The organism is Paraburkholderia sp. RL18-085-BIA-A, assembly GCF_046027075.1.
Taxonomy (GTDB): Bacteria; Pseudomonadota; Gammaproteobacteria; order Burkholderiales; family Burkholderiaceae; genus Paraburkholderia.
The window spans coordinates 1-19,924 of sequence record NZ_JARESU010000139.1 but is presented as its reverse complement, the minus strand read 5'-3'; the positions used below and the strand labels follow the sequence as shown (position 1 = coordinate 19,924).

The window sequence follows — 19,924 nt, the reverse complement described above, 5'->3', positions numbered from 1 at the left end:
GTCCCCTTGGGGGATCATCTCGACCAGATCGCGCAGGCTGAGCTTGTAGCGAAGCTACCAGCGCACACACAGAACAATGATCTCCCGATCAAAATGCCGGCCATCGAACAACCCCTCCAGACCCTTCCCCTTGCTCATCGCCGCCCACCAGATTGATTGGATCGCTACTTTAACCGGTCCAATGACTAGAACCTCGCCGCGCAGGTTCACAAACATCTCATCCAGGTGCCATGTGGGGCCCGACCTGCCACGTGCCGCTTTCGCCAGACGGGCGAATTGCGCGCCGAACCGGTCGCACCAGCGGCGCACTGATTCGTACGTGACCGTCACGCCGCGCTCATGCAGCAACTCCTCGATGTCACGCAGGCTCAGGTTGAACCAATAGTACCAGCGTACCGCGCACCTGATGATCCCCGCCGGAAAGCGGTAGCCATGAAGAGCGATTTCGTCCTTTTCATTTCGCGATCTTACCCGGCCGCCTCTCCAACGTGACAGAACCCAATTGAAGAAAGCGCTGCTGGTCAATCCCTACGACACGCAAGGTACGGCGCAGGCAATTCAGCGGGCGCTGACGGTGTCGCTCGACGAGCGGATCAACCGGCATGAAGCACTGCTTCACCGGATCCGCAAGTTCGATCTGCACTGGTGGAGTTCGACGTTTCTGCAAGCATCGGAAGATTGCGGCCCGAAAGAAGAGGCGGCGAACGGAATACGCCGAACATCTGGCTGAACCCGTCCACCGCCTGTTGTCGCGCCTGGCGCAGGTCTTCAACGCCTGTCAGGCAGCAGGATCCGCGCGTCCACCTGACGGATGTCAGTGTGGCCGCAAAAGGCCATGGTGATGTCCAGTTCCTTCTGGATGATCTGCAGGCACTGTGTGACACCAGCCTCTCCCATCGCACCCAGGCCGTAGAGGAAGCTGCGGCCGATGAGCGTGCCCCTGGCGCCGAGCGCAACGGCTTTCAGCACGTCCTGTCCGCTGCGGATGCCACCGTCCATCCACACCTCGATGCGCGAGCCGACCTCACGCGCGATCTCGGGGAGTGCCGAGATCGAAGAGGGTGCACCGTCGAGTTGGCGGCCGCCATGGTTGGAGACGATCAGCGCGTCGGCACCGCTGTTGGCGGCAAGGCACGCATCTTCGACATCCATGATGCCTTTCAGAATGAGTTTGCCACCCCATAGCTTCTTGACCCACTCGACGTCCGCCCAACTCAGCGCCGGATCGAACTGTTCGGCGGTCCACGAACTCAGGGACGATAGATCGCCTACACCCTTTGCATGACCGACGATGTTGCCGAAGGTGCGCCGCTGGGTGCCGAGCATGCCGAGGCACCAGCGCGGCTTGGTCGCCAGATTAATGAGGTTCGCTGGGGTCATTTTGGGCGGCGCTGACAGCCCGTTCTTGATGTCCTTGTGGCGTTGGCCGAGGATCTGCAGGTCCAGCGTTAGCATCAGGGCGCTGCACCGTGCCGCGCGAGCCCGCTCAATTAACCGCACAATGAAATCGCGGTCGCGCATCATATAAAGTTGGAACCAGAACGGCTTGCTGGTCTCGGCGGCAACGTCCTCGATCGAGCAGATGCTCATCGTGGACAAGGTGAACGGGACGCCGAACTTCTCCGCCGCGCGTGCAGCGAGGATTTCGCCGTCGGCATGTTGCATGCCGGTCAACCCCGTCGGCGCGAGCGCCACGGGCATGGCGGCCTCCTGACCGACCATTTTCGTGCGCGTGCTGCGGCCCGCCATGTTGACCGCTACTCGTTGGCGCAGCTTGATGCGCTGGAAGTCACTTTCATTCGCGCGGTAGGTACTCTCGGTCCACGAGCCACTATCGGCGTAGTCGTAGAACATGCGCGGCACGCGCCGTTGAGCAAGCACGCGTAAATCTTCGATGCAGGTGATGGCAGGCACAGTTTTTCTCAGCACAGGGAATAACGACGAGTGTACGTTCTCGGACGGTCGCTCGGTATTCTGGGAATACCTGGAAAAATTCATGCCCGCCACGCCGCGCCTTGCGGAAAGTGAAATTGGTCGAGTGACTCGGCGCGCATCTCGATGCTATAGCCGGGCAGTTGCGGCGGCTTATAGCGTCCGTTGCGAATCACGACGGGGTCGACAAAGTGCTGGTGCAGGTGGTCGACGTATTCGAGTACGCGGTTTTCAAGCGATGCCGACACGCAGATGTAATCGAACAGAGCGATGTGCTGCACGTACTCGCACAGCCCGACACCCCCCGCGTGCGGGCATACCGGCACACCGAACTTCGCCGCCATCAGCAACACGACGAGCACCTCGTTGAGACCGCCGAGCCGGCAACTGTCGACCTGGCAAAGATCGATCGCCTGCGCCTGCAATAGCTGCTTGAACATCACGCGGTTATGGCAATGTTCGCCGGTCGCCACACCGATCGGGGCGACGCGCCGGCGGATGGCCGCGTGCCCCAGGATATCGTCGGGGCTCGTCGGCTCTTCGATCCACCAGGGATCGAACTCTGCGAGGCGCCGCATGTTGGCGACGGCTTCGTCGACTTCCCACACCTGGTCGGCATCCATCATCAGCTTGCGATCAGAGCCGATTTCGTCGCGCAGAATGCGCGCGCGCCGCATGTCCTCGTCGAGATTGCCACCGACTTTCTGCTTGAAGTGCGTCCATCCCTCGGCCACCCCTTCGCGAGCGAGGCGGCGGATCTTTTCATCGTCGTAACCGAGCCAGCCCGCCGACGTGGTGTAAGCCGGATAGCCGTTTGCCAGCATCTCCGTTTCGCGCTCAGCTTTGGTGGCCGCGCGGCGGCGCAGGATCGCAAGCGCTTCGTGGGGTGTCAGCGCATCTGTGACGTAGCGGAAGTCGAGACAGCGCACCAGCGTCTCCGGGCTCATGTCCACCAGGAGTTTCCAGACCGGTTTGTGTTCCGTCTTCGCCCACAGATCCCACACGGCATTCACGATAGCGGCAGTCGCGAGGTGAATCGCGCCTTTCTCCGGACCGATCCAGCGCAACTGGCTGTCTGACGTGACGGCGCGCCAGAACGACCCCATGTCGGCAACGATGTCTTCGAGGGTTTTGCCGACGATGAGCGGCGCCAGCGAGTTCACCGCGGTCACGCAAATTTCGTTACCCCGGCCGATAGTGAAGGCGAGTCCGTGGCCCGTCATCTGTTCCGGTGAGTCTGTTTCGAGCACGACGTAGGTGGCCGAATAATCCGGCGCCGCATTCATCGCATCGGAGCCATCGAGTGAGCGGGAGGTCGGGAAGCGAATGTCCCGAACGGACAGGTTCGTGATCGTGGTCATCTGGACGCCCCCAAGGGTGACCGGTGCGGCAGCCAGGATGGTACGCGTGCATGGCGCACTAGGCGCCGCTGGCAAGCACACACGAGGCTACACTCCAAGCGTTAGCACGCGTTGACAGCATTGATTTCACCACCTAGCATGCTAGCATGTTAGTCGTAAATCAAGCTCTCCGTGAGCCTCCTGCTCCATGAAGTCAGTGGCCATCGACCCGTATGCCGCATTGCAGAAACTGCAGGGCGGGGAACGGAGTAGTTTGACCGACGCCGTGGCAGAGGCGTTGCGCGAGGCTATCGTCACGCTGGCGCTGGAGCCGGGGATGATGATCGACAAGCAGGCGGTCTGCGAACGGATGGGCGTGTCGCGTTTTCCGGTGTCCGCGGCGCTTGCGAAGCTTGCAACCGCTGGGCTCGTCGAGGTGTTGCCGCAACGCGGCACGCGTGTGAAGCCGATCGTGATTCACGACATCCGCCAGCATCTGTTTATCCGCAGCGCGCTCGAAGTCGAGACCGTGCGCGGCCTGTCGTCGACGCGTTCTGATGCGACTCTGGAGGCGCTCGCCGCCAACCTCGACAAGCAACGCGAGGCCGTGGCCAAAGGATTGCGCCATGAATTTCACCTGCTCGATCTCGCCTTCCACGAGATCCTGCTCGACGCTATCGACTTGCCCCGCGTAAAGGAAATCGTCGCCACGTCGCGCAGCGCGCTTGATCGTGCGCGCCAGTTGCTGGGGAGTCCGGAACGTCATATTCATACACTCGAGGAGCACGTGCGCATCTTCGAGGCGATCGCGGAGCGTGACGCCGAAGCTGCGGCCCACGCGATGCACTGTCATCTGGATGAAGTCGTTGCAGAGTTGCGGCGCTTTGCCAGCGAACGGCCCGATTTGTTCGAGGAGTAGACCCGGCCTTCGCACGAGTCTTCGTAAGAGTCTCCGGACCGCCGCAGTCCGGGCGCATCGGGTGGGCTGCTCGCCAGCCGCCGAGCGCAGCGTAGTCAACTCGGTATGGAGGAGACAAGAAATGAAACTCGTCAAACATGCAAGCGTGGCCGTCGCCCTGGCGGCTGCGTGGTTCATGGCAGCGGGGCATGCGCTCGCTGAAGAAGATTTCCATGGCGTTACCATCAATGTGATGACGTTCGTGGGTCCGCAAATCGCGGAGCCGCTACAGCGCCGTGCGCCTGACTTCGAAAAGCTCACGGGTGCCAAAGTCAACATTCTGACCGTGCCGTTCTCCGACTTGTACCAGAAGCTGCTGACCGATTGGGCCTCCGGTACGAACTCGGTCGACGCCGCGGTGTTCGCCCCGCAATGGATGGTCGACTATACGAAGGGCGGCTTCCTCGAGGACCTGTCGGCGCGCGTCGCCCGTGATCCGGCTCTGAAGGAAGACGACGTCATGCCGTTCTTCCGCGATTTTTCGCAGCGTTTCAATGGCAAGACCTATCTGGTTGCGCTCGACGGCGACTTCCAGATGGTCTACTACCGGACCGACATTCTGAAACAGCTCGGCAAGCAGCCGCCGAGAACCTGGGACGACTACCTGGACATCGCGAAGGCAGCGAACGGCAAGGTATTCGGCGGCGACGGCAAACCGGTTGCGGGTTCCTGTATTTCGAAGAAGCGCAACGCGCAGGCGTACTGGGCGATCATCTCGATTGCGGGTGGCTACATCCAGTCGAAAGGGACGGCGCAAGGAGCCTTCTTCGATCCGGTCAACTTCAAGCCGCTCGTCAACAATGATGCGTTCAAGGCCGCGCTGAACGTCTACAAGGAATCGACCCAATACGGGCCGCCGAACGAAATCAATCTCGACGTCGGCGATACGCGCAGCGCCTTCATTTCAGGACACTGCGCGCTGACGCTCGACTGGGGTGACGTCGGCGTGCTGGCGATCGACCCGAAGCATTCGAAGGTGATCGACAAGGTCGGCGCGGTCATCCTGCCGGGCTCGACGAAGGTGTTGAACCGTGACACCGGCAAGCTGGTGGCGTGCGACAAGAGTACCTGCCCGTATGCGGTGGAGGGCGCCAACCATGCGCCTTTTGCAGCATTCGGCGGGTGGTCCGGCGGGATCAATGCCAAGGCCAACCCCAAGGTGAAGGATGCAGCCTACGCGTTTCTCTCGTACATGAGCCAGCCTGCTCAATCGAATGTTGACGTGACGATCGGTGCGACCGGTTTCAATCCGTATCGCCGATCGCAGTTCACGGACATGTCGATCTGGAAGAAGTCCGGGATGAGCGACGCGGCCGCGGCCTCCTACCTCGGCGCCATCAAGGCCAGTCTGCAAAGCCCGAATATGATCATCGATCTGCGTATCCCGCAGAACCAGCGCTACGAGCAAGTCGTACTGGATACCGCGGTGGCGCGGTTTCTCGCGGGGGAACTTGATGCCGATGCCACCATGAAGGCGATCCAGACAGGCTGGGATGAAATTACCGATGACCTTGGAAAGGACGGGCAGTTGAAGGCCTATAAGGAGTCGATCGGCGCCAAATAGCCGCATGCCGCGCCGGTCTGCGGCAACCGGTGCCGCTTCCGGAGAGGCGATGGCGAACGGCGTCCGAGCGTCGTTCGTCTGCCGTAACGATGACACGAGACTGGCTCATGCAATCTTCGTCGCACGTTTCGTCACCTGCTTCACAGCGACGCGCGTCGCGCAGGTCATCTGTTGCCAACTGGCTGGATCGTCAGGCGCCCTACGTGTTCGTGCTGCCGGCCGTGCTGCTCATTCTCGCCTTTTCGATCTTTCCGCTAGTCACGTCCGCCTATCTGTCGTTGATGCGGTTCTCGCTCGGCGAGGGAGGCTACGAACTGAAGTTCGTCGGCATGCGCAACTACGTGAGGCTTTTCAGCGGCAGCCAGCAATTTCACTTTGTCGGTGTATTCCGGCCGCCTGGCATTATTAGCCTCTCGGTGATGGTCGCTGCCGCGCTCGCTACAGGCTGGTGGCTCCTCAGTTACCTGCGCAGCAGGCATCGCTCTGTCGTCGGCGCCATCGGCCGGCTGATCGCTGCTGCGTCCTTGCTGGCGCTCGTGTGGCTTGCCGCCAATACGGTCGGTCACGGCGGCGAGCTGGGCAGCCTGATGGTGACGCTCTTTTACGTGGTGTTCGGCGTGGCGCTGCAGTTCCTGCTGGGTCTCGGGCTCGCCTATCTGTGCACGTTGCAGCTCAAGGGCGGCCGATTTTTCCGGATTCTGTTCTTTCTGCCGCTGATGGTGACACCCGTTGGCATCGCGTACATGTTCCGCATGATGGCGGATACCGCAGTTGGCCCGCTTGCGCCGGTTTGGGCGTGGCTTGGGCTGGGGCAGATCTCGTGGGCGGCCGACCCGTGGCTTGCGCGCATCGTGGTCATCATTGGGGATACCTGGCAGTGGGTGCCTTTCATGTTTCTCGTTTTGCTGGCCGCGCTGGAAGGCACCTCGCGTGACCAGATCGAGGCCGCGCAACTCGATGGCGCGTCGAGCTGGCGGATCTTTCGCGACGTGACCTGGCCGTCGATCGCGCCGGTCGCCGCGAGCGCGGTGCTGATTCGCCTGATCGAAGCGTTCAAAGTGGTCGACCTGCCGAACGTGCTGACCAATGGCGGCCCCGGCATTGCGACAGAATCAATGACACTGCACGCATTCATCGAGTGGCGCACGCTGAATCTCGGCGGCGCGTCGGCCGTCGCCTACATGTTGTTCTTCGTATCGACGATCGCGTGTGTGTCATTTTTTCAACTCGTCGTGCGGCGCGCGAGAGGGGGGCAATCATGATCCGGCGCCTCTTTGTCCCCGCACGGGTCGATGAGATCCCCATCGGCACCCGGGTGATTGCCTACGGGCTGCTTGGCCTATGGACGCTGGTCGTATTGTTTCCGTTGTACTGGATGGCGATCACGTCGTTCAAGCTGCCTATCGACGTATCGAACGGGCCGGTCTACGTGCCATTCATCGACTTCAAGCCGAGTCTCGACGCTTGGCATTACATCTTCGTCGACCTCGGGCCGGACACGTTTCGTCCCTACGTGAATTCGCTGATCATTGCCACGTCCTCCACGGCTGCCGCCGTGTTCCTGGGCTCGATAGCGGCTTACGCCCTCGCGCGCATCGAGTACAGGCCACCCGTCGCGGCGGTGGGTCTCGGCGTCCTGATGCTGGCCGTGGTGGTGGCCGCCGTCGGCTGGGGCGGCGTGGACCTGCGGATCGCAGTGGCCGTGTGTGGCGCACTCTTTTTCCTCCTGCTGCGCGCGATCATCCGACGCGCAAGGCGCCATTTCGCCAACGACGACATTCTCTTCTGGATTATTTCTCAACGCATCTTGCCGCCGGTCGTCACGGTGATCCCGATCTACCTGACCTTCAAGAGCATTGGGTTGCTCGACACTCGGACCGCGCTGATCATCACCTATGCGACAGCGAATGTGCCGATTGTCGTCTGGCTGATGTTCGATTTTTTCGCCAGCGTGCCGAAAGAAATCGAGGAGAGCGCACAGATCGACGGCGCGACACGCTTTGCCATCCTGTTTGGCATCGTGGTCCCGCTCGTCGCGCCGGGTATCGTGGCGACAGGCCTGCTCGTGCTGATCCTCTCCTGGAACGAGTATCTGTTCGCGCTCTTTCTGTCGACGGCCAACGCGCAAACCTTGCCACTTCTCGTCGCCGCGCAGAACGCCACGCGGGGGCCGCAGTGGTGGAACATGTCGGTGCTGATTCTGATCATGATCCTGCCGGTGATGCTGCTCACGCTCACGCTACAGCGCTTCATCGTCAAGGGCATTCTCGTGGGAGCGGTCAAAGGATGAACGACATGGAGACGCAGGCGCCACGCCCGTCGCATTTCGCGAGCTCGACGTTGCCGCATTCGAAGAGCGTCTCGCTGCGCAACGTCAGCAAGACCTTCGGAGACACGCGCGTACTGCACGACCTGTCACTGGACGTACATGCGGGCGAGTTTCTTGTCCTTCTCGGCGAATCTGGTTGTGGCAAGACGACCGCGTTGCGCATCATCGCGGGACTCGAATCGGCGAGTGAGGGGAGCATCTACGTCGGCGACAACGATGTGACACAGCAACTGCCGCGCGATCGTGATGTTGCGATGGTATTTCAGTCCTACGCGCTGTATCCGCATAAGACGGTGTTCGAGAACATTGCTTACCCGCTGATCGTGAGAAAGCGCGCGAAGGCCGAGATCGATGCGGCGGTGCGCGAGGTGGCGGCGAGCGTTCATCTTGAACCGCAGCTCGACCGGTATCCGCGTCAGTTATCGGGCGGCCAGCGGCAGCGCGTCGCGCTCGCCCGCGCCATTGTTCGCCGCCCCGCTGCGTTTCTGATGGACGAACCGCTGTCGAACCTCGATGCGAAGCTGCGCGGCCATATGCGTGCCGAACTCAAGCACATGCAGCATGAACTCGGTGTCACTACGATCTACGTCACACATGACCAGATCGAGGCAATGACCCTTGCGCATCGTGTTGCGCTGATCGACAAAGGCGTGCTGCAACAACTCGACGCCCCAGCGCGCATTTATTCGGACCCCGCCAATCTGTTCGTCGCGGGCTTCATTGGTTCGCCGCCAATGAATTTTCTGCGCGGCACGCTGACGAACAACCGCTTCGCGTCGGAAGGCATGGCACTGGTTGCGGACGTAAATTATCATGGGGAGGCGGTGCTTGGCGTGCGTCCCGAAGACTGCATGCTCGTCACCGCGGCTGATGGTGAGTTCCGGGGACACATCTATTCGGTCGAATTGATCGGCGATCACTCGCTCGTCACGCTGAACGTCGGACAGCAGCAGATGGTCGTCAAGGTGTCGAACATGTTTACTGGAGAGATCGGCGCGGAGGTCGGCCTGCGGGCGAGCCGCGAGCGTGTTTATTTCTTCGACCAAAGTTCGGGCCTGCGTATCCGGCAGTGCTGAGTATTGACGGATGCGGGCAGCGGATTGGGTACTGTCGGGTAGCTGGGGGCGGTTACCCGCGTCCAGCCCCCTCAGAACGGTGCATCGGTCTTTCGATCCACACGGCTCAAGCCTCTGCAAAGGCATCTTTCGACACCCGGTTTCACAACTGTATTTCCGGCAGACTAATGATTTCTACGGCAATTGAGATGGTGCATCTGAAGGTTGCCTGCTGCATCCGACCCGCCCTCGGCTCTTTTCACAATATGACGAACACCCCAAGGGGTGCCCTTTGTGATGGGTTCCTGGCAGGTCGAACACATGCCATCCTGCCTTCGCCAGACACGGTAAAACTTCGCACGGCCTTTTGACGAGTTCTGCATTTTCGTGGCCCATCGGGACTCGAAGTAATGCTCCCATTCTGGGTCGTGCGGATTGGCGTTGGCTCTGATCTTGATATGCCGCTGGATTGGCGTATCCGATTCTTGTAGCAGGGTGAGCTCTCGTTGCGTTCCATCTTCTTGTTTTTCTGTGACGGCAAATACCCAGTTCCGGGCGCCCCGGGTCTTGAAGTATTTCTCTTTGACCCAGCGGGCTCCCTTGTTCGGATGTCTTCTTACCGCCCATCGCCATAGCATCGACCAGACATCGGTATCAACCCGAGCGAAGGTTTCCTTGGCGACTACATGGCTGTGGTAATTCGCCCATCCACGTAATATCGGATTGAGCAGCCTTATCAGGTTTGCCTGTTTAGTCGTCTTGTTGGGCTTGATGACTTCACGGATTTTGTCAAGATGCGCTTTGACGTTCGCTTTGGACGGCTTCATAAGCAGCTTGCCGTTGTACTTGCGAATGTTTTCTCTGCCAGCGTGCGCTCATACACGCCGTAGTGCAGGTCGACTTCCTCCTGACTTACTGTCGTCACGATGATGTTCACCTGCTCCGGCAGTAGGCCGAGCACCAGCGCGATCGCCGTTCCCAGATGCGGCGCACAGACGCTGTCTTCCGCCGGGGTCGTGCCCACCGCGATATTGTAGTTCGCGCTGGAAGACGATCTCGACCAGCCGCGCGAGGGCGCTCACGTATCAATTCCGTCGGAAAGCCCCTGGCCGAGCGAAGCCGGACGCGGTGTCTGCCGAGTGTGAGCCAGTCCGAATCAAATTCCACGGTGTCCTCCGGTACCTGTTGCAGTGCACCGCGATAACAGGATTTGGCAGGCGATTCTCAAGACCGGAATTTCACCGCCGCCCCCTTGAAATTTTCACCGGAAGTGGACCATCGTGCCATCAAACGCATCATCAAACCCATGATGGGCTTCAAGGACTTTCGTTGCGCCCACATCATCCTGTCGAGCATCGAGGTGATGCATATGATCAGGAAGGGACAGATGAAAACGACGAAGGGAACCTCTCCGTCGGCGGCCAGAAAGTTTTACTCCTTGGTCATGTAAGGCATCCTAACAAGATCCCCTTGTTTTGCCGCTTTTTTCTTATTGCGACACAACCCCTCAGCCGAACGAAGGTACGCTCGAGTCGTGCCTTTTACTGATTCGGCCGCTGCCTGAGCCGTGCAGCGCCGTGATCCTCTATCTCTTTTAAGGCAACACTGCCGTGCGCGAAGGGCCGGAGCTATCACTTATAGAGTATAGAGAGCACGTTGTGCTGCCTCCAAGGCGCCGAGGGCGGCGGCATACTCATCCGATGGCTGGAGGGCATGGCGGCCTTGGATTCAGCGATCGCCCGTTTCAGTGCCTGAAGTGACAAGTCAATAACCAATTGTTCGTCAGGTGTGGCGGAGTCCATTGGTACGCGCGCAAAGATGATTGGAGGGTTAGAGGGCGCCGAACAATCCATGCCGCCGGCCGATGCATTCGACTCGGGCCGGGCCGAAATCGAAAGACCGTTTCCCAGTGCCAAACATTACGGATGCGACCTTTCCCCGCTTTTCACAACGTGTAATCCGCTGTTGGCCTACCGAAGCACCACGGTCGGCATGTTGCTCTCAATGGTCAACGTCGCCCGTGTCTATGTGACTGCTTCTCATCGCGCCGGCTGGCTCTGAGCCCGTCAGCCCCAACTTCAGGTTATCTCAAGGCTATGCGACGCGCCTCACAAGGTAGTAACGGTTTATTTCAGAACGTTTCTGTCCACCAAGCGGCCCCTCTGCCATTTCTGCGTCGGCGGCCGTGCCAAGCCCGCTTGTGATGGGGTAATCGTACTTTTCGTGTAATTTCTGGCGGCTTGAACCTGAAACCGCTTATCGATCATTGACTTGCGCGCTCTCCGATTGCGCAAAAGCAGTGGTGTCGTCAAGCCTTTTTGCTAGCGGCTCAGCATGTAAAGAGGTGGCCTCGCTGTTTCGATTTTGAGGCTGCCGGCCGTGGTCGTAACGTTAGGAACATTTTTTGGTCTGCAGGGCGTGTCCTTGCTGCTGCGGCCGCTTCCGACCGGGTCCATTAGCGACACATTGCTGGCAGCCTTTGGTTTTCAGATCGGACTAGTGCCAATTGCTGCGCTTGCCACGCTTGCTGTGGTTTTTACACTGGAGTTAGGGTTATTCAAAAGGCATATCGGGCGATCTTTTTCGTGCCACGGGCTCGGATCGTGTGTCCGCTGAAAAGTTGGGTATCAATCGTGCCATAGTTGTTCCGATGGCGTTCTGTCTTGCGGGGCTACTAACTGGCGTGGGCGGTTTAGTGATTGCGGCGGAAGTCGGCGTGGGGTCCGCGACAGTAGGCGCGAACTACACACTATTGAGTATCACAGCGGCTGTGCTTGGGGGAGCAAGCATTGCGGGAGGTTGGGGCTCTTTCATATGTACATTACTAGGCGCGCTGCTGGTACAGGTGACGTCGAGCGCCGCTGCATTTCTCGACATGGGTGCCGAATGGCAGCAATGGATGATTGGCGTGACCATGCTCGTGGCAGCCGTGTTGTACCGGACTGTCCGTAGACGATGAGAAAATGTCCAACGGCCGAATTCGGGCTGATGCTCGATCCAGTGGGCGTGAGCGACCGCCTTGGGTCGGGAGTGTGAGTTCGCTGATTTAGGAAGCTGCCGTCCGGCTGCTTGATGCCGCCACCGTCAGCAATCAAACACATTGCCGACGTAGTACCTAGGCCGCCTTAATGGCGGCTCTGGCCGACAACTTGCCCATGGCGGACGGTGCGCAACGATCGCTGTGCGCGGATATTCGCCCCCAAACTCCGTCGGCGTGACCGGCAGCAGCGGAAGGATCATTAACCATCATTGTTTGGTTGGCAGGCGCGTGCCGCAGACTGGATTCGACGGAACAGTCGTCGTGCTTGCAGTGATAACCGGGGTTACTACTGCTATGTTTTTTAAATAAACCCCGGAATCAGTGGTAGGAACATCCGGTCAAATGCTTCTGTCGCTTTTTCGAGGTGACTGCACGAGCACCATTAAAACGCAGTTTTGCTAAATAGCAGTTATCAAAACTGCAAGGGTGGCCAGCAAACCGTCAAGGCGATTCATGATTCCGTCGTCGGCCGCCAGCGCGCGAGCGTCGCGACGACGATCCATCGAGCAGGAGTCTGCGGCTGATGGCGATGCGCGAAAGCGGACCGGGGAGGGAGGTCAACGAGGCATCTGGCATCAACAGACGGAGACGGGTGGATGCGATCGCAGCGGCAATGGGACGAGCAGGTAACGCTGGCGGACAATCAACGGATTTGTCCGGCCGCCACCAAGCCGATCATGAAAGGTGGCACTGTTCAATTAATTGGCTACGGTTCCTTTCCGGCCGGGCGCGCGCCACTGACGGGTTCAGCCTCGGTTAGTGCACCAGCTACAGAGCACGGTAGACGTTGACTTCTCACGCACACCCGTTTCGATCGCTGCACGTGAAAGTTCGCCCCAGCCTTATCAACCGCCGGGCATCGGATGCAACTAAGATGCCCGCGTCGTGTGATCGGTCTGGTGATGCTCAGCCGGTGGGACTGGCGCAGATTGCGCAAAGACCCACCGATCGGGTAGGGTGGCGGCATCTTCACAACCTCAATAAGGCAGAACACGATGAACAAGCAGGAACTGGTGGATGCTGTTGCCGCAAAGACCGGCGACAGCAAGGGCGCGACGGGCGAGACGATCGATGCGCTGATCGGGGCTATCACTGCAACCGTCACGAAAGGCGATACCGTGCAGCTGATCGGCTTCGGTTCGTTTTCCACGGGTGAGCGTGCCGCGCGGGTCGGTCGCAATCCGGCGACCGGTGCGGAGATCCAGATCCCGGCCGCGAAGACGGTGAAATTCACCGCTGGCAAGGCGTTCAAGGAAGCGGTGAACCGCGCCTGAAACCGCAGGCAAGCCGCTGGACGTCGTTGCCAGCGGTCTCGTGGCCGAGTCGCCGCGACCGGTAGGGCGAGAGTCGCGTCGGGCACGGAGTGATCAGGCTGTCGGCCTGGACTCAGGTCGGCTGGCCTGGTAGCATTTGCTGCAAGATGCCGTGTCGTATCTCGGCCCAGCGCTTTGCTACCTGTCTATACCGATATCCGCATGGGAAAGAAACGAGCCGGGACGCACCGGCAGACCTCGTGCCCGACCATCGGTGCGTTGCTGCGCTACCAGACCCGCATCGTGCGCGTCATCGCGGAAGCGCGTGGGCAGCGCGCGATGATCGAATAGCTCGACACAGCGGGCAGGGCCTTCGTGAGCACGGTGAAGGGGGGCAGCCTGCACGAGCTCGGCGCCTAGCTCTTCTAGTCCGACGCCTCCATGGTGCGCGGCCAAATCCGGCTGCGCGGCCGATTCCACGCCGCTTGCTGTGCAACCACGCCTGAACGGTTCCCGCATTACACCCCTGTAGATGCGACGTCTCGCCTCTCCTATACTGGTGCGCATGTCAATCAAGGAAACACCATGAGGCGCGTGATTGTCCGGCGATCGTCAGTTCACGGCAGGGGCGTGTTCGCAATGAAACCGCTCGCGGCGGGCGAGCGCGTGCTTCAGTACAAGGGTGAAATCACGTCGTGGCGCAATGCCGTTCGCCGCCACCAGCGCGAAGGCGTCGAAGGCCATACTTTCCTGTTTGGTCTGTCCGATGGGTCCGTGATTGACGGCAGCCGCGGCGGCAACAGTGCGCGCTGGCTGAACCACGCCTGCATGCCCAACTGCGAGACCATCGAGGACGACGGGCGGATTTTCATCCACACGCTGCGCGCCATTGAGCCGGGAGAAGAACTGTTCATTGAGTATCTGCTGGCCACCGACGGCCCGCTGGATGAACAGGTCCGGGCCCAGTACGCGTGCCGATGTGCTGCAGTGGCCTGCCGTCAGTCGATGCTGGCGAACGCAGCGTGAAAGGGGTCTCCAGGAGGCTGTGGCTTGCGGCGAAATTCCGGTGACGAGCCCGGGGGTAGGTGGTGGGCGGCACGGTCAAGGTCGTGTTGGGGGCGCTTTTTCATATTGATGTTTTAAAACCCGCGTTGGGACTGGTGGTGCATTCGGCGAAACGCTTGGCATATCTTTGAAGCGCCAGATGTCGCTGGACCTTGACGACTTTCGGTGATGTGGACCCAGTGACGCGTCGTCGGAGCAATCAGCGGAGAGAACTTATGCAGCAGCGGAAGCGGGCACGAGAGAGGTTAGCGGAGGCCGAGTTGGTTGAACTGCTGGACCGGCTCGACCTGGTGCTCATGCAGATGCCTGTGCTCCCATCCGTGTGCAGGGCGCTGTCGGATCTGAACTATCGCCTCGGTGCAGCCAGCCCGAAACCTGCTGCGCGGATCAACCGGCCCGCATCGCCGCGACGCCGGCGCGCTCCCGTCGTCGAATCCTTGCCGCTGTTTTCATGACGGCGAGGCGGCGAATTGTAAGGCGATTCGAGGCAAGCGGGCTAAGCCTCCTGGATGCCTGCCGTCGAACGTCAGGCCATGCTGATTCGCTCTGCGGCCGGGCGGCCAGCTTAGGCGGTCGAATTTGGGGGAATCCCCACTTGTGATTGCCCCAGTTATCAGATGTGGCGATTTTGCTGCGTGGCGCTTTCCGGTCATCGCCCTGACGGGCGATACATGCGCGATTGATCTGCCGTGCCCGGGCGCTTCCGACCGATCCTGACGGCGCGTGGCGAAGTCAATGCACCTTAAGTTGATCCGGGTGCTGCAGAACCGGACCGCCCGCTGGTCGTGATTGCGTGAAGGCAGGCCGATCGGGTAGGGTGGCGACATTCCAACCACAACGAGGAATCAGCAATGAACAAGCAGGAACTGGTGGATGCGGTCGCGGCGGTAACAGATGAAAGCAAGGCCGCGACCGGCGAGATGATCGACGCAGTGATCGCTGCGATCACCGGCGCGGTGACCAAGGGCGATACCGTCCAGCTGATCGGCTTCGGCTCGTTTTCCACGGGTGCGCGCGCCGCACGGGTTGGCCGCAATCCGGCGACCGGCGCCGAAATCCAGATCTCCGCGGCGAAGACCGTCAAGTTCACGGCGGGCAAGGCGTTCAAGGATGCCGTCAACGCGGTATGACGAAGGTGGCGATCGCGCCCGGCGACTACGCCGGGCTGCACAAGGAAGTCGTCAGTGTCGTCGAATCGGCGCGACTCACGGCGGCACGCAACGTCAATGCCGTGATGACCGCCGCCTACTGGGAGATCGGGCGGCGGATCGTCGCCAGTGAGCAGGGCGGGCAGGCGCGCGCCGGTTATGGACAGGCGCTGATCGCCCGGCTCGCGGACGACCTGACGCGCCGTTTCGGACGCGGATTCGGCAAGGCCAATCTGGCCAGCATGCGCGCCTTTTATTTGGCCTGGCCGGCGGCGGAGATTTTCCAGACAGTGTCTGGAAAATCGGCAGTTCCCGGAAATGTCCAGACGCGGTCTGGAAAATCGCTGCCGGCGAAAGACGTCGTCGACGTCACGACAACGGTGCCCGATTACATGGCGCTGGCGACCCGGTTTACGTTGCCCTGGTCCGCCTATGTGCGCCTGCTTTCAGTGAAGACGGCCGCCGCCCGTGCTTTCTATGAAACAGAGGCGTTGCGCGAAGGCTGGTCGGTGCGCCAGCTTGACCGCCAGATCGGTAGCCAGCTTTACGAGCGGCTGGCGCTGTCGCGTAACAAGGCGGCTCTCCTCAGGAAAGCCGCTGATGTCCAGCCGGGTGATCTCCTCACGCCAGAGGAGGCGATTCGCGACCCGTTCGTCCTCGAGTTTCTCGACATCAAGGACGAGTACTCGGAGTCGGACCTTGAGGAGGCGCTGATCCAGCATCTGGCGGATTTCCTGCTGGAGCTCGGCGACGACTTTGCTTTTGTCGGCCGGCAGCGCCGCCTGAGACTCGACGACATGTGGTTCAGGGTCGATCTGGTGTTTTTCCATCGACGGTTGAGATGCCTGGTTATCATCGATCTCAAGGTCGGCCGCTTCAGCTACGCGGACGCCGGGCAGATGCATCTCTATCTGAACTACGCGCGCGAGCACTGGATGAAGCCTGGGGAAAATCCACCTGTCGGTCTGATCCTTTGCGCCCAGAAAGGTGCGGCCGAAGCACACTACGCGCTGGACAACCTGCCGAACAAGATTCTCGCGGCGGAATACCAGACGGTGTTGCCCGATGAGGCGATGATCGTGCAGGAGCTGGAGCGCACGACAGCGGAACTGGAGCGGCGTACCGGCGCTTCGTAATGTTCGGTCCCGATGCCTGACCGATCCCGGTCATCTGAAGACGAGGCCGCGACCCGGTAACCCATGCAACAACGACGGAGGTAGCGATGAACAGAAGAGGTTTTGTGCGGAAGGGCGCAATGCTAGTTGGCGCGGGTCTTACCCTCACGGCCTCCCTGGGGGCGGTAAGCGATGCCATTGCCAACGAGTCCAACGATTCGAAGCGGCGGGCGATCGATGCAAAGGTCCATGGGACCCTGTCGAAGCTGTACGCGAACGTCAGGGGGTCCCGGGAATTGGTCGACAAGGCGAACGGTGTGCTCGTGTTCCCATCGGTGATCAAGGTTGGCTTCGTCGCCGGTGGCGAGTACGGCGAAGGCGCATTGCGCGTAGGCGGGAAATCCGTTGGCTACTACAGCACGGTATCCGGGTCATTTGGCCTGCAGGCGGGGGCTCAATCGAAGGCCGTTATCTTCCTGTTTATGACCCATGATGCGCTCAACAGCTTTCGCCGTTCCAAAGGCTGGTCGGTCGGTGGAGAAGGGTCAGTCGCGCTCTTGAAGGTCGGTGCGAACGGTGCGATCGATACGACAACGGCAACCGCACCAGTCAATGCGATCGTGCTGACCAATGCCGGTCTGATGGGAGATGTGTCGCTCTCGGGAACCAAGGTCTCGCGACTCAAAATTTGAGTGCGGCGGTGGCCGCGTTCGTTTTACGAGGCTTCGGGCGGATTCGTGAGCCGAATGGCGCTTTGGGGCAATCCGTCAGAAATTGCACGAAAAGTACGAATACCCCTGCTCGCTGTGCCTTATAAACTGGTCTTTGGGTCCGGACGACTTTGTGTCATTTGACACTGCTCAAGGTCGTTAAGTGCAAGCGTGACGGTTGCCTGACACAATTTGTCGAATTGCTCAGTACCGAGCGTCGTACGCAGTGGGCGCAAGAGCGCCTCCCGCAGCTAGAGCAGCACTGGCGAACGAAGCAAACGCCGCTATCACGGCTGGATAAAGAACGCTAACGCAGAAAAGGCGGGCCGCTATACGCAGAATTCGGCGTTTAGCTTGCGTTTCGACGTTCAGGCGGGGTGTCTTTCGGCGGGACGGCCGGCATCGCTTGCGGTCTTGAGCGGCGATCTGCGCGAGGTTGCGCCGCATCGAATCTCCGAGGTCGACACGGTGATAACGCTGTTCGAAGGGGAGGCGGTGTTCGGCAGCCGCGATTGAACCGCGGCGCGCTGTCTGTCGCGAGGCGAGATCCGCGGCAGACAGTGTGTTTCGCCGGAGCGACTAGAACATTGTGTGGTCGTTGGCTGACCGCTCGGGCACGGGTTGAACCACATCCCAGTGCTCAGCGATCTTGCCGTGCTCGACGCGGAAGATATCCACGATGGCGTTGCCGCGGTCTTGCGGGTTGCCGGTCGAGTGAACATGCAGAAAGACGAGATCGCCGTCGGTCGCACTGCGTACGATGGCCGAACGGGCATCGGGGGCATGCTTGAAGTATTCGGTAAAGAAGCTGATGAACGGCGCGGACCCGGTGGGCACATGCGGGTTGTGCTGAATGTAATTCGGTGCGAGCACGGTGCTAGCAGTCCTGAGATCGTGCCGGTTGAACACCGCTTCGTAGAAGTTCACGACTAGCGCGCGGTTGCGCTCTTCCTGGGCAATATCGCGAGCGACCGGATGAACCGGCGCGACGCTATCTTCGGCGCGGGCCACATGGCTCGCGATCAGCACAAAGAAAGCAGCGGCGGCTGCCGCGCGCTGGAGCAGGGAGGTTCTGTTTGGCATGACGGTCCCCTTCTTTTCGTTGAAAGCCGGCGGCTGCAAGGACTTTAGCATCCGCAGGTGGCGACGACGAGACGGATCTTGCCGGCGCATCGACGCTCCCGCGCCGAACCCTATAGGCATGGCGACGGGTACGGCCATGTCGTGGCAGCTGCCGATCGGACCGACCTGATCGGCACGTTTTGAACGGCAAAGCCTTGCTGGATAAGGATGTGCTGCAACGACGATACGGAGTTTGACGGACCGTCGTCAGAACTTGGCAAGTATTTGATTCCATTGATGGTGCGTTGCGGCTACACGTTGTGCATTGCTAGCCCATAACGAAGCCTCAGAATCAACCGGTCTTACTCGCGCGAAATGAAGGATGTTCTCGTGCCATGGCTGCGTGTGTCGACATGTTTCGGCCATCGGCGTAAGAAACGAGCTGCACGCTGTTCGCGATGCATTGCAGCGCCTCCGCGCTGCCGCTGCGGCCACACATGACGAGATGGCCAGGATCAGGATGAACTGATCAGTTACGCCGACTTGTAAGCAGGTCTGCCACGCCGGAAGAGACTCCCCATGATCCTGAGAAGCCCGCGATTCAAAAGCAGGTAACCCAACTACCCGTTCATGCGGCAGGGCGGACTCGCGTCAGTTATATTCGCCGTAGTTGCTGACCGCTATTGCAACCAGTCCCGCAATTCGTGCGCGGAGCAACTCGCTCGCAGTCCTTCCCTGACAAATCTCAAGCTCTGTTGGCTGCTGGTATAAACGGGGAAAGGCGTGCATACGACACCGACAATCTCTTTGAAGGCTGAAAAGTCGAAGTTGTCGCCGGTAGGTTCACGATTGAGTCCTTCTACAACCGAATTCCATTGCGTCACTGCTTCGTCAATACTGGATCGCTCATTCTGGACGACACGGTAAGTACCCCGGTCGTATTCACGGTCGTAGATCCTGCTCTTGCATGAAACAATCAATAGTACTCCGTCCCTTGCTGCCAAAGCATCGATGTCCGTGAGTCTTTGGCCGGCACGCCGAAGTGGTCGCCCGCGAAGTTCCCTAATGGCTGGCGGGGGTGCCCAAGGTGACCGATCAATAATCTCTTGACACTGCAATTCGAACGCTGCCCCGCGCACGTTGCCCAGCGTTGGCGCTCTAGACATTTCGAGTCTTTGCAGAAATGCGTGGGAGGAGCCAGTAATGTCGAGCGGGTACTGCTCCGCGTATCGGCGACAAACGTTGCCAGCTATTAAGGGCCACGGGGACGCGTTGACCTGGTTGACGTCCTCCAGCCATTCGGCAGCCGTGGTAGACCATCGGAACCCCGGTGTTTCTCTTGTGAGTATGGCT

General features: G+C 60.2%; 17 protein-coding genes and 6 pseudogenes. 16 read left to right on the top strand and 7 right to left on the bottom strand.

What is annotated here, in order from left to right:
* Positions 1-57 precede the first annotated feature (57 nt).
* Together P0D89_RS54720 and P0D89_RS43190 are read right to left on the bottom strand one after the other, a co-directional pair.
* Positions 58-138: pseudogene (locus P0D89_RS54720) on the bottom strand (IS6 family transposase); the annotation flags it as partial.
* 42 nt (positions 139-180) lie between these two features.
* Positions 181-444: pseudogene (locus P0D89_RS43190) on the bottom strand (IS6 family transposase); the annotation flags it as partial.
* A 55-nt stretch (positions 445-499) separates the two neighbouring features.
* Here P0D89_RS43190 and P0D89_RS43185 point away from each other — a divergent pair.
* A pseudogene (locus P0D89_RS43185) lies at positions 500-730 on the top strand (trehalose-6-phosphate synthase); the annotation flags it as partial.
* Positions 731-768: 38 nt separating this feature from the next.
* Here the strand turns inward: P0D89_RS43185 and P0D89_RS43180 are convergent.
* Both P0D89_RS43180 and P0D89_RS43175 read right to left on the bottom strand, forming a co-directional pair.
* Positions 769-1,914: an alpha-hydroxy acid oxidase gene (locus P0D89_RS43180; RefSeq protein WP_408360552.1), complete on the bottom strand. Its 1,146-nt coding sequence runs from the start codon at positions 1,912-1,914 to the stop codon at positions 769-771.
* 80 nt (positions 1,915-1,994) lie between these two features.
* On the bottom strand, positions 1,995-3,293 hold the full coding sequence (locus tag P0D89_RS43175) for an L-fuconate dehydratase (protein ID WP_408360554.1): 1,299 nt from the start codon (positions 3,291-3,293) through the stop codon (positions 1,995-1,997).
* 187 nt (positions 3,294-3,480) lie between these two features.
* Here P0D89_RS43175 and P0D89_RS43170 point away from each other — a divergent pair, with 187 nt between their 5' ends.
* From P0D89_RS43170 to P0D89_RS43150, 5 genes are all read left to right on the top strand, one after another.
* A complete protein-coding gene (locus P0D89_RS43170; RefSeq protein ID WP_408360556.1) occupies positions 3,481-4,191 on the top strand; it encodes a GntR family transcriptional regulator in 711 nt (236 codons plus the stop codon).
* Between the two features lie 121 nt (positions 4,192-4,312).
* Complete coding sequence (locus P0D89_RS43165) at positions 4,313-5,794, top strand: extracellular solute-binding protein (RefSeq protein WP_408360558.1); 1,482 nt, start codon at positions 4,313-4,315, stop codon at positions 5,792-5,794.
* 107 nt (positions 5,795-5,901) lie between these two features.
* Entirely contained in the window at positions 5,902-7,056 is a 1,155-nt protein-coding gene (locus P0D89_RS43160) for a carbohydrate ABC transporter permease (RefSeq protein ID WP_408360560.1), read from the top strand.
* On the top strand, positions 7,053-8,084 hold the full coding sequence (locus tag P0D89_RS43155) for a carbohydrate ABC transporter permease (RefSeq protein WP_408360562.1): 1,032 nt from the start codon (positions 7,053-7,055) through the stop codon (positions 8,082-8,084). The genes P0D89_RS43160 and P0D89_RS43155 overlap by 4 nt, the downstream gene beginning before the upstream one ends.
* A gap of 5 nt (positions 8,085-8,089) precedes the next feature.
* Positions 8,090-9,199, top strand: coding sequence for an ABC transporter ATP-binding protein (locus P0D89_RS43150; protein WP_408378549.1), 1,110 nt, complete (start codon positions 8,090-8,092; stop codon positions 9,197-9,199).
* Positions 9,200-9,363: 164 nt separating this feature from the next.
* Here P0D89_RS43150 and P0D89_RS43145 read toward each other — a convergent pair whose 3' ends face one another.
* Positions 9,364-10,005 carry a group II intron maturase-specific domain-containing protein gene (locus P0D89_RS43145; protein ID WP_408378547.1) on the bottom strand — a complete coding sequence of 214 codons (642 nt, stop codon included), beginning with the start codon at positions 10,003-10,005 and terminating at the stop codon, positions 9,364-9,366.
* A pseudogene (locus tag P0D89_RS43140) lies at positions 10,002-10,345 on the bottom strand (hypothetical protein). The gene P0D89_RS43145 and the pseudogene P0D89_RS43140 overlap by 4 nt, the downstream one beginning before the upstream one ends.
* Positions 10,346-10,445: 100 nt before the next feature.
* Between P0D89_RS43140 and P0D89_RS43135 the strand changes: the two are divergent.
* From P0D89_RS43135 to P0D89_RS43090, 10 genes and pseudogenes are all read left to right on the top strand, one after another.
* A pseudogene (locus P0D89_RS43135) lies at positions 10,446-10,628 on the top strand (IS6 family transposase); the annotation flags it as partial.
* Positions 10,629-11,744: 1,116 nt separating this feature from the next.
* Complete coding sequence (locus tag P0D89_RS43130) at positions 11,745-12,137, top strand: ABC transporter permease (protein ID WP_408360669.1); 393 nt, start codon at positions 11,745-11,747, stop codon at positions 12,135-12,137.
* 1,061 nt (positions 12,138-13,198) lie between these two features.
* Complete coding sequence (locus P0D89_RS43125; RefSeq protein ID WP_408360671.1) at positions 13,199-13,492, top strand: HU family DNA-binding protein; 294 nt, start codon at positions 13,199-13,201, stop codon at positions 13,490-13,492.
* Positions 13,493-13,693: 201 nt separating this feature from the next.
* Positions 13,694-13,822 (top strand): hypothetical protein, encoded by a 129-nt coding sequence (locus tag P0D89_RS43120; RefSeq protein ID WP_408360569.1) that lies wholly within the window; start codon positions 13,694-13,696, stop codon positions 13,820-13,822.
* Between the two features lie 234 nt (positions 13,823-14,056).
* Complete coding sequence (locus tag P0D89_RS43115; protein WP_408360571.1) at positions 14,057-14,497, top strand: SET domain-containing protein; 441 nt, start codon at positions 14,057-14,059, stop codon at positions 14,495-14,497.
* A gap of 299 nt (positions 14,498-14,796) precedes the next feature.
* Positions 14,797-14,991 (top strand): hypothetical protein, encoded by a 195-nt coding sequence (locus tag P0D89_RS43110; protein ID WP_408360573.1) that lies wholly within the window; start codon positions 14,797-14,799, stop codon positions 14,989-14,991.
* A gap of 393 nt (positions 14,992-15,384) precedes the next feature.
* A pseudogene (locus P0D89_RS43105) lies at positions 15,385-15,666 on the top strand (HU family DNA-binding protein); the annotation flags it as partial.
* On the top strand, positions 15,663-16,820 hold the full coding sequence (locus P0D89_RS43100) for a PDDEXK nuclease domain-containing protein (RefSeq protein ID WP_408360575.1): 1,158 nt from the start codon (positions 15,663-15,665) through the stop codon (positions 16,818-16,820). The pseudogene P0D89_RS43105 and the gene P0D89_RS43100, both read left to right, overlap by 4 nt.
* 86 nt (positions 16,821-16,906) lie before the next feature.
* Positions 16,907-17,491 carry a BPSL1445 family SYLF domain-containing lipoprotein gene (locus tag P0D89_RS43095; RefSeq protein WP_408360577.1) on the top strand — a complete coding sequence of 195 codons (585 nt, stop codon included), beginning with the start codon at positions 16,907-16,909 and terminating at the stop codon, positions 17,489-17,491.
* A 372-nt stretch (positions 17,492-17,863) separates the two neighbouring features.
* Positions 17,864-18,025 carry a hypothetical protein gene (locus P0D89_RS43090; protein WP_408360579.1) on the top strand — a complete coding sequence of 54 codons (162 nt, stop codon included), beginning with the start codon at positions 17,864-17,866 and terminating at the stop codon, positions 18,023-18,025.
* A 63-nt stretch (positions 18,026-18,088) separates the two neighbouring features.
* Here the strand turns inward: P0D89_RS43090 and P0D89_RS43085 are convergent, their stop codons facing one another.
* Positions 18,089-18,592, bottom strand: a complete 504-nt coding sequence (locus P0D89_RS43085; RefSeq protein ID WP_408360581.1) for a nuclear transport factor 2 family protein — start codon at positions 18,590-18,592, stop codon at positions 18,089-18,091.
* Between the last annotated feature and the right edge of the window lie 1,332 nt (positions 18,593-19,924).

What these genes read in the sequence shown, in the direction of transcription:
- P0D89_RS43100 (WP_408360575.1), top strand. Translation starts at nt 15,663, where the DNA reads ATGACGAAGGTGGCGATCGCGCCCGGCGACTACGCCGGGCTGCACAAG.
- P0D89_RS43150 (WP_408378549.1), top strand. Translation starts at nt 8,090, where the DNA reads ATGGAGACGCAGGCGCCACGCCCGTCGCATTTCGCGAGCTCGACGTTG.
- P0D89_RS43115 (WP_408360571.1), top strand. Translation starts at nt 14,057, where the DNA reads ATGAGGCGCGTGATTGTCCGGCGATCGTCAGTTCACGGCAGGGGCGTG.
- P0D89_RS43175 (WP_408360554.1), bottom strand. Translation starts at nt 3,293, where the DNA reads ATGACCACGATCACGAACCTGTCCGTTCGGGACATTCGCTTCCCGACC.
- P0D89_RS43085 (WP_408360581.1), bottom strand. Translation starts at nt 18,592, where the DNA reads ATGCCAAACAGAACCTCCCTGCTCCAGCGCGCGGCAGCCGCCGCTGCT.
- P0D89_RS43095 (WP_408360577.1), top strand. Translation starts at nt 16,907, where the DNA reads ATGAACAGAAGAGGTTTTGTGCGGAAGGGCGCAATGCTAGTTGGCGCG.
- P0D89_RS43170 (WP_408360556.1), top strand. Translation starts at nt 3,481, where the DNA reads ATGAAGTCAGTGGCCATCGACCCGTATGCCGCATTGCAGAAACTGCAG.
- P0D89_RS43155 (WP_408360562.1), top strand. Translation starts at nt 7,053, where the DNA reads ATGATCCGGCGCCTCTTTGTCCCCGCACGGGTCGATGAGATCCCCATC.
- P0D89_RS43160 (WP_408360560.1), top strand. Translation starts at nt 5,902, where the DNA reads ATGCAATCTTCGTCGCACGTTTCGTCACCTGCTTCACAGCGACGCGCG.
- P0D89_RS43165 (WP_408360558.1), top strand. Translation starts at nt 4,313, where the DNA reads ATGAAACTCGTCAAACATGCAAGCGTGGCCGTCGCCCTGGCGGCTGCG.
- P0D89_RS43120 (WP_408360569.1), top strand. Translation starts at nt 13,694, where the DNA reads ATGGGAAAGAAACGAGCCGGGACGCACCGGCAGACCTCGTGCCCGACC.
- P0D89_RS43145 (WP_408378547.1), bottom strand. Translation starts at nt 10,005, where the DNA reads ATGAAGCCGTCCAAAGCGAACGTCAAAGCGCATCTTGACAAAATCCGT.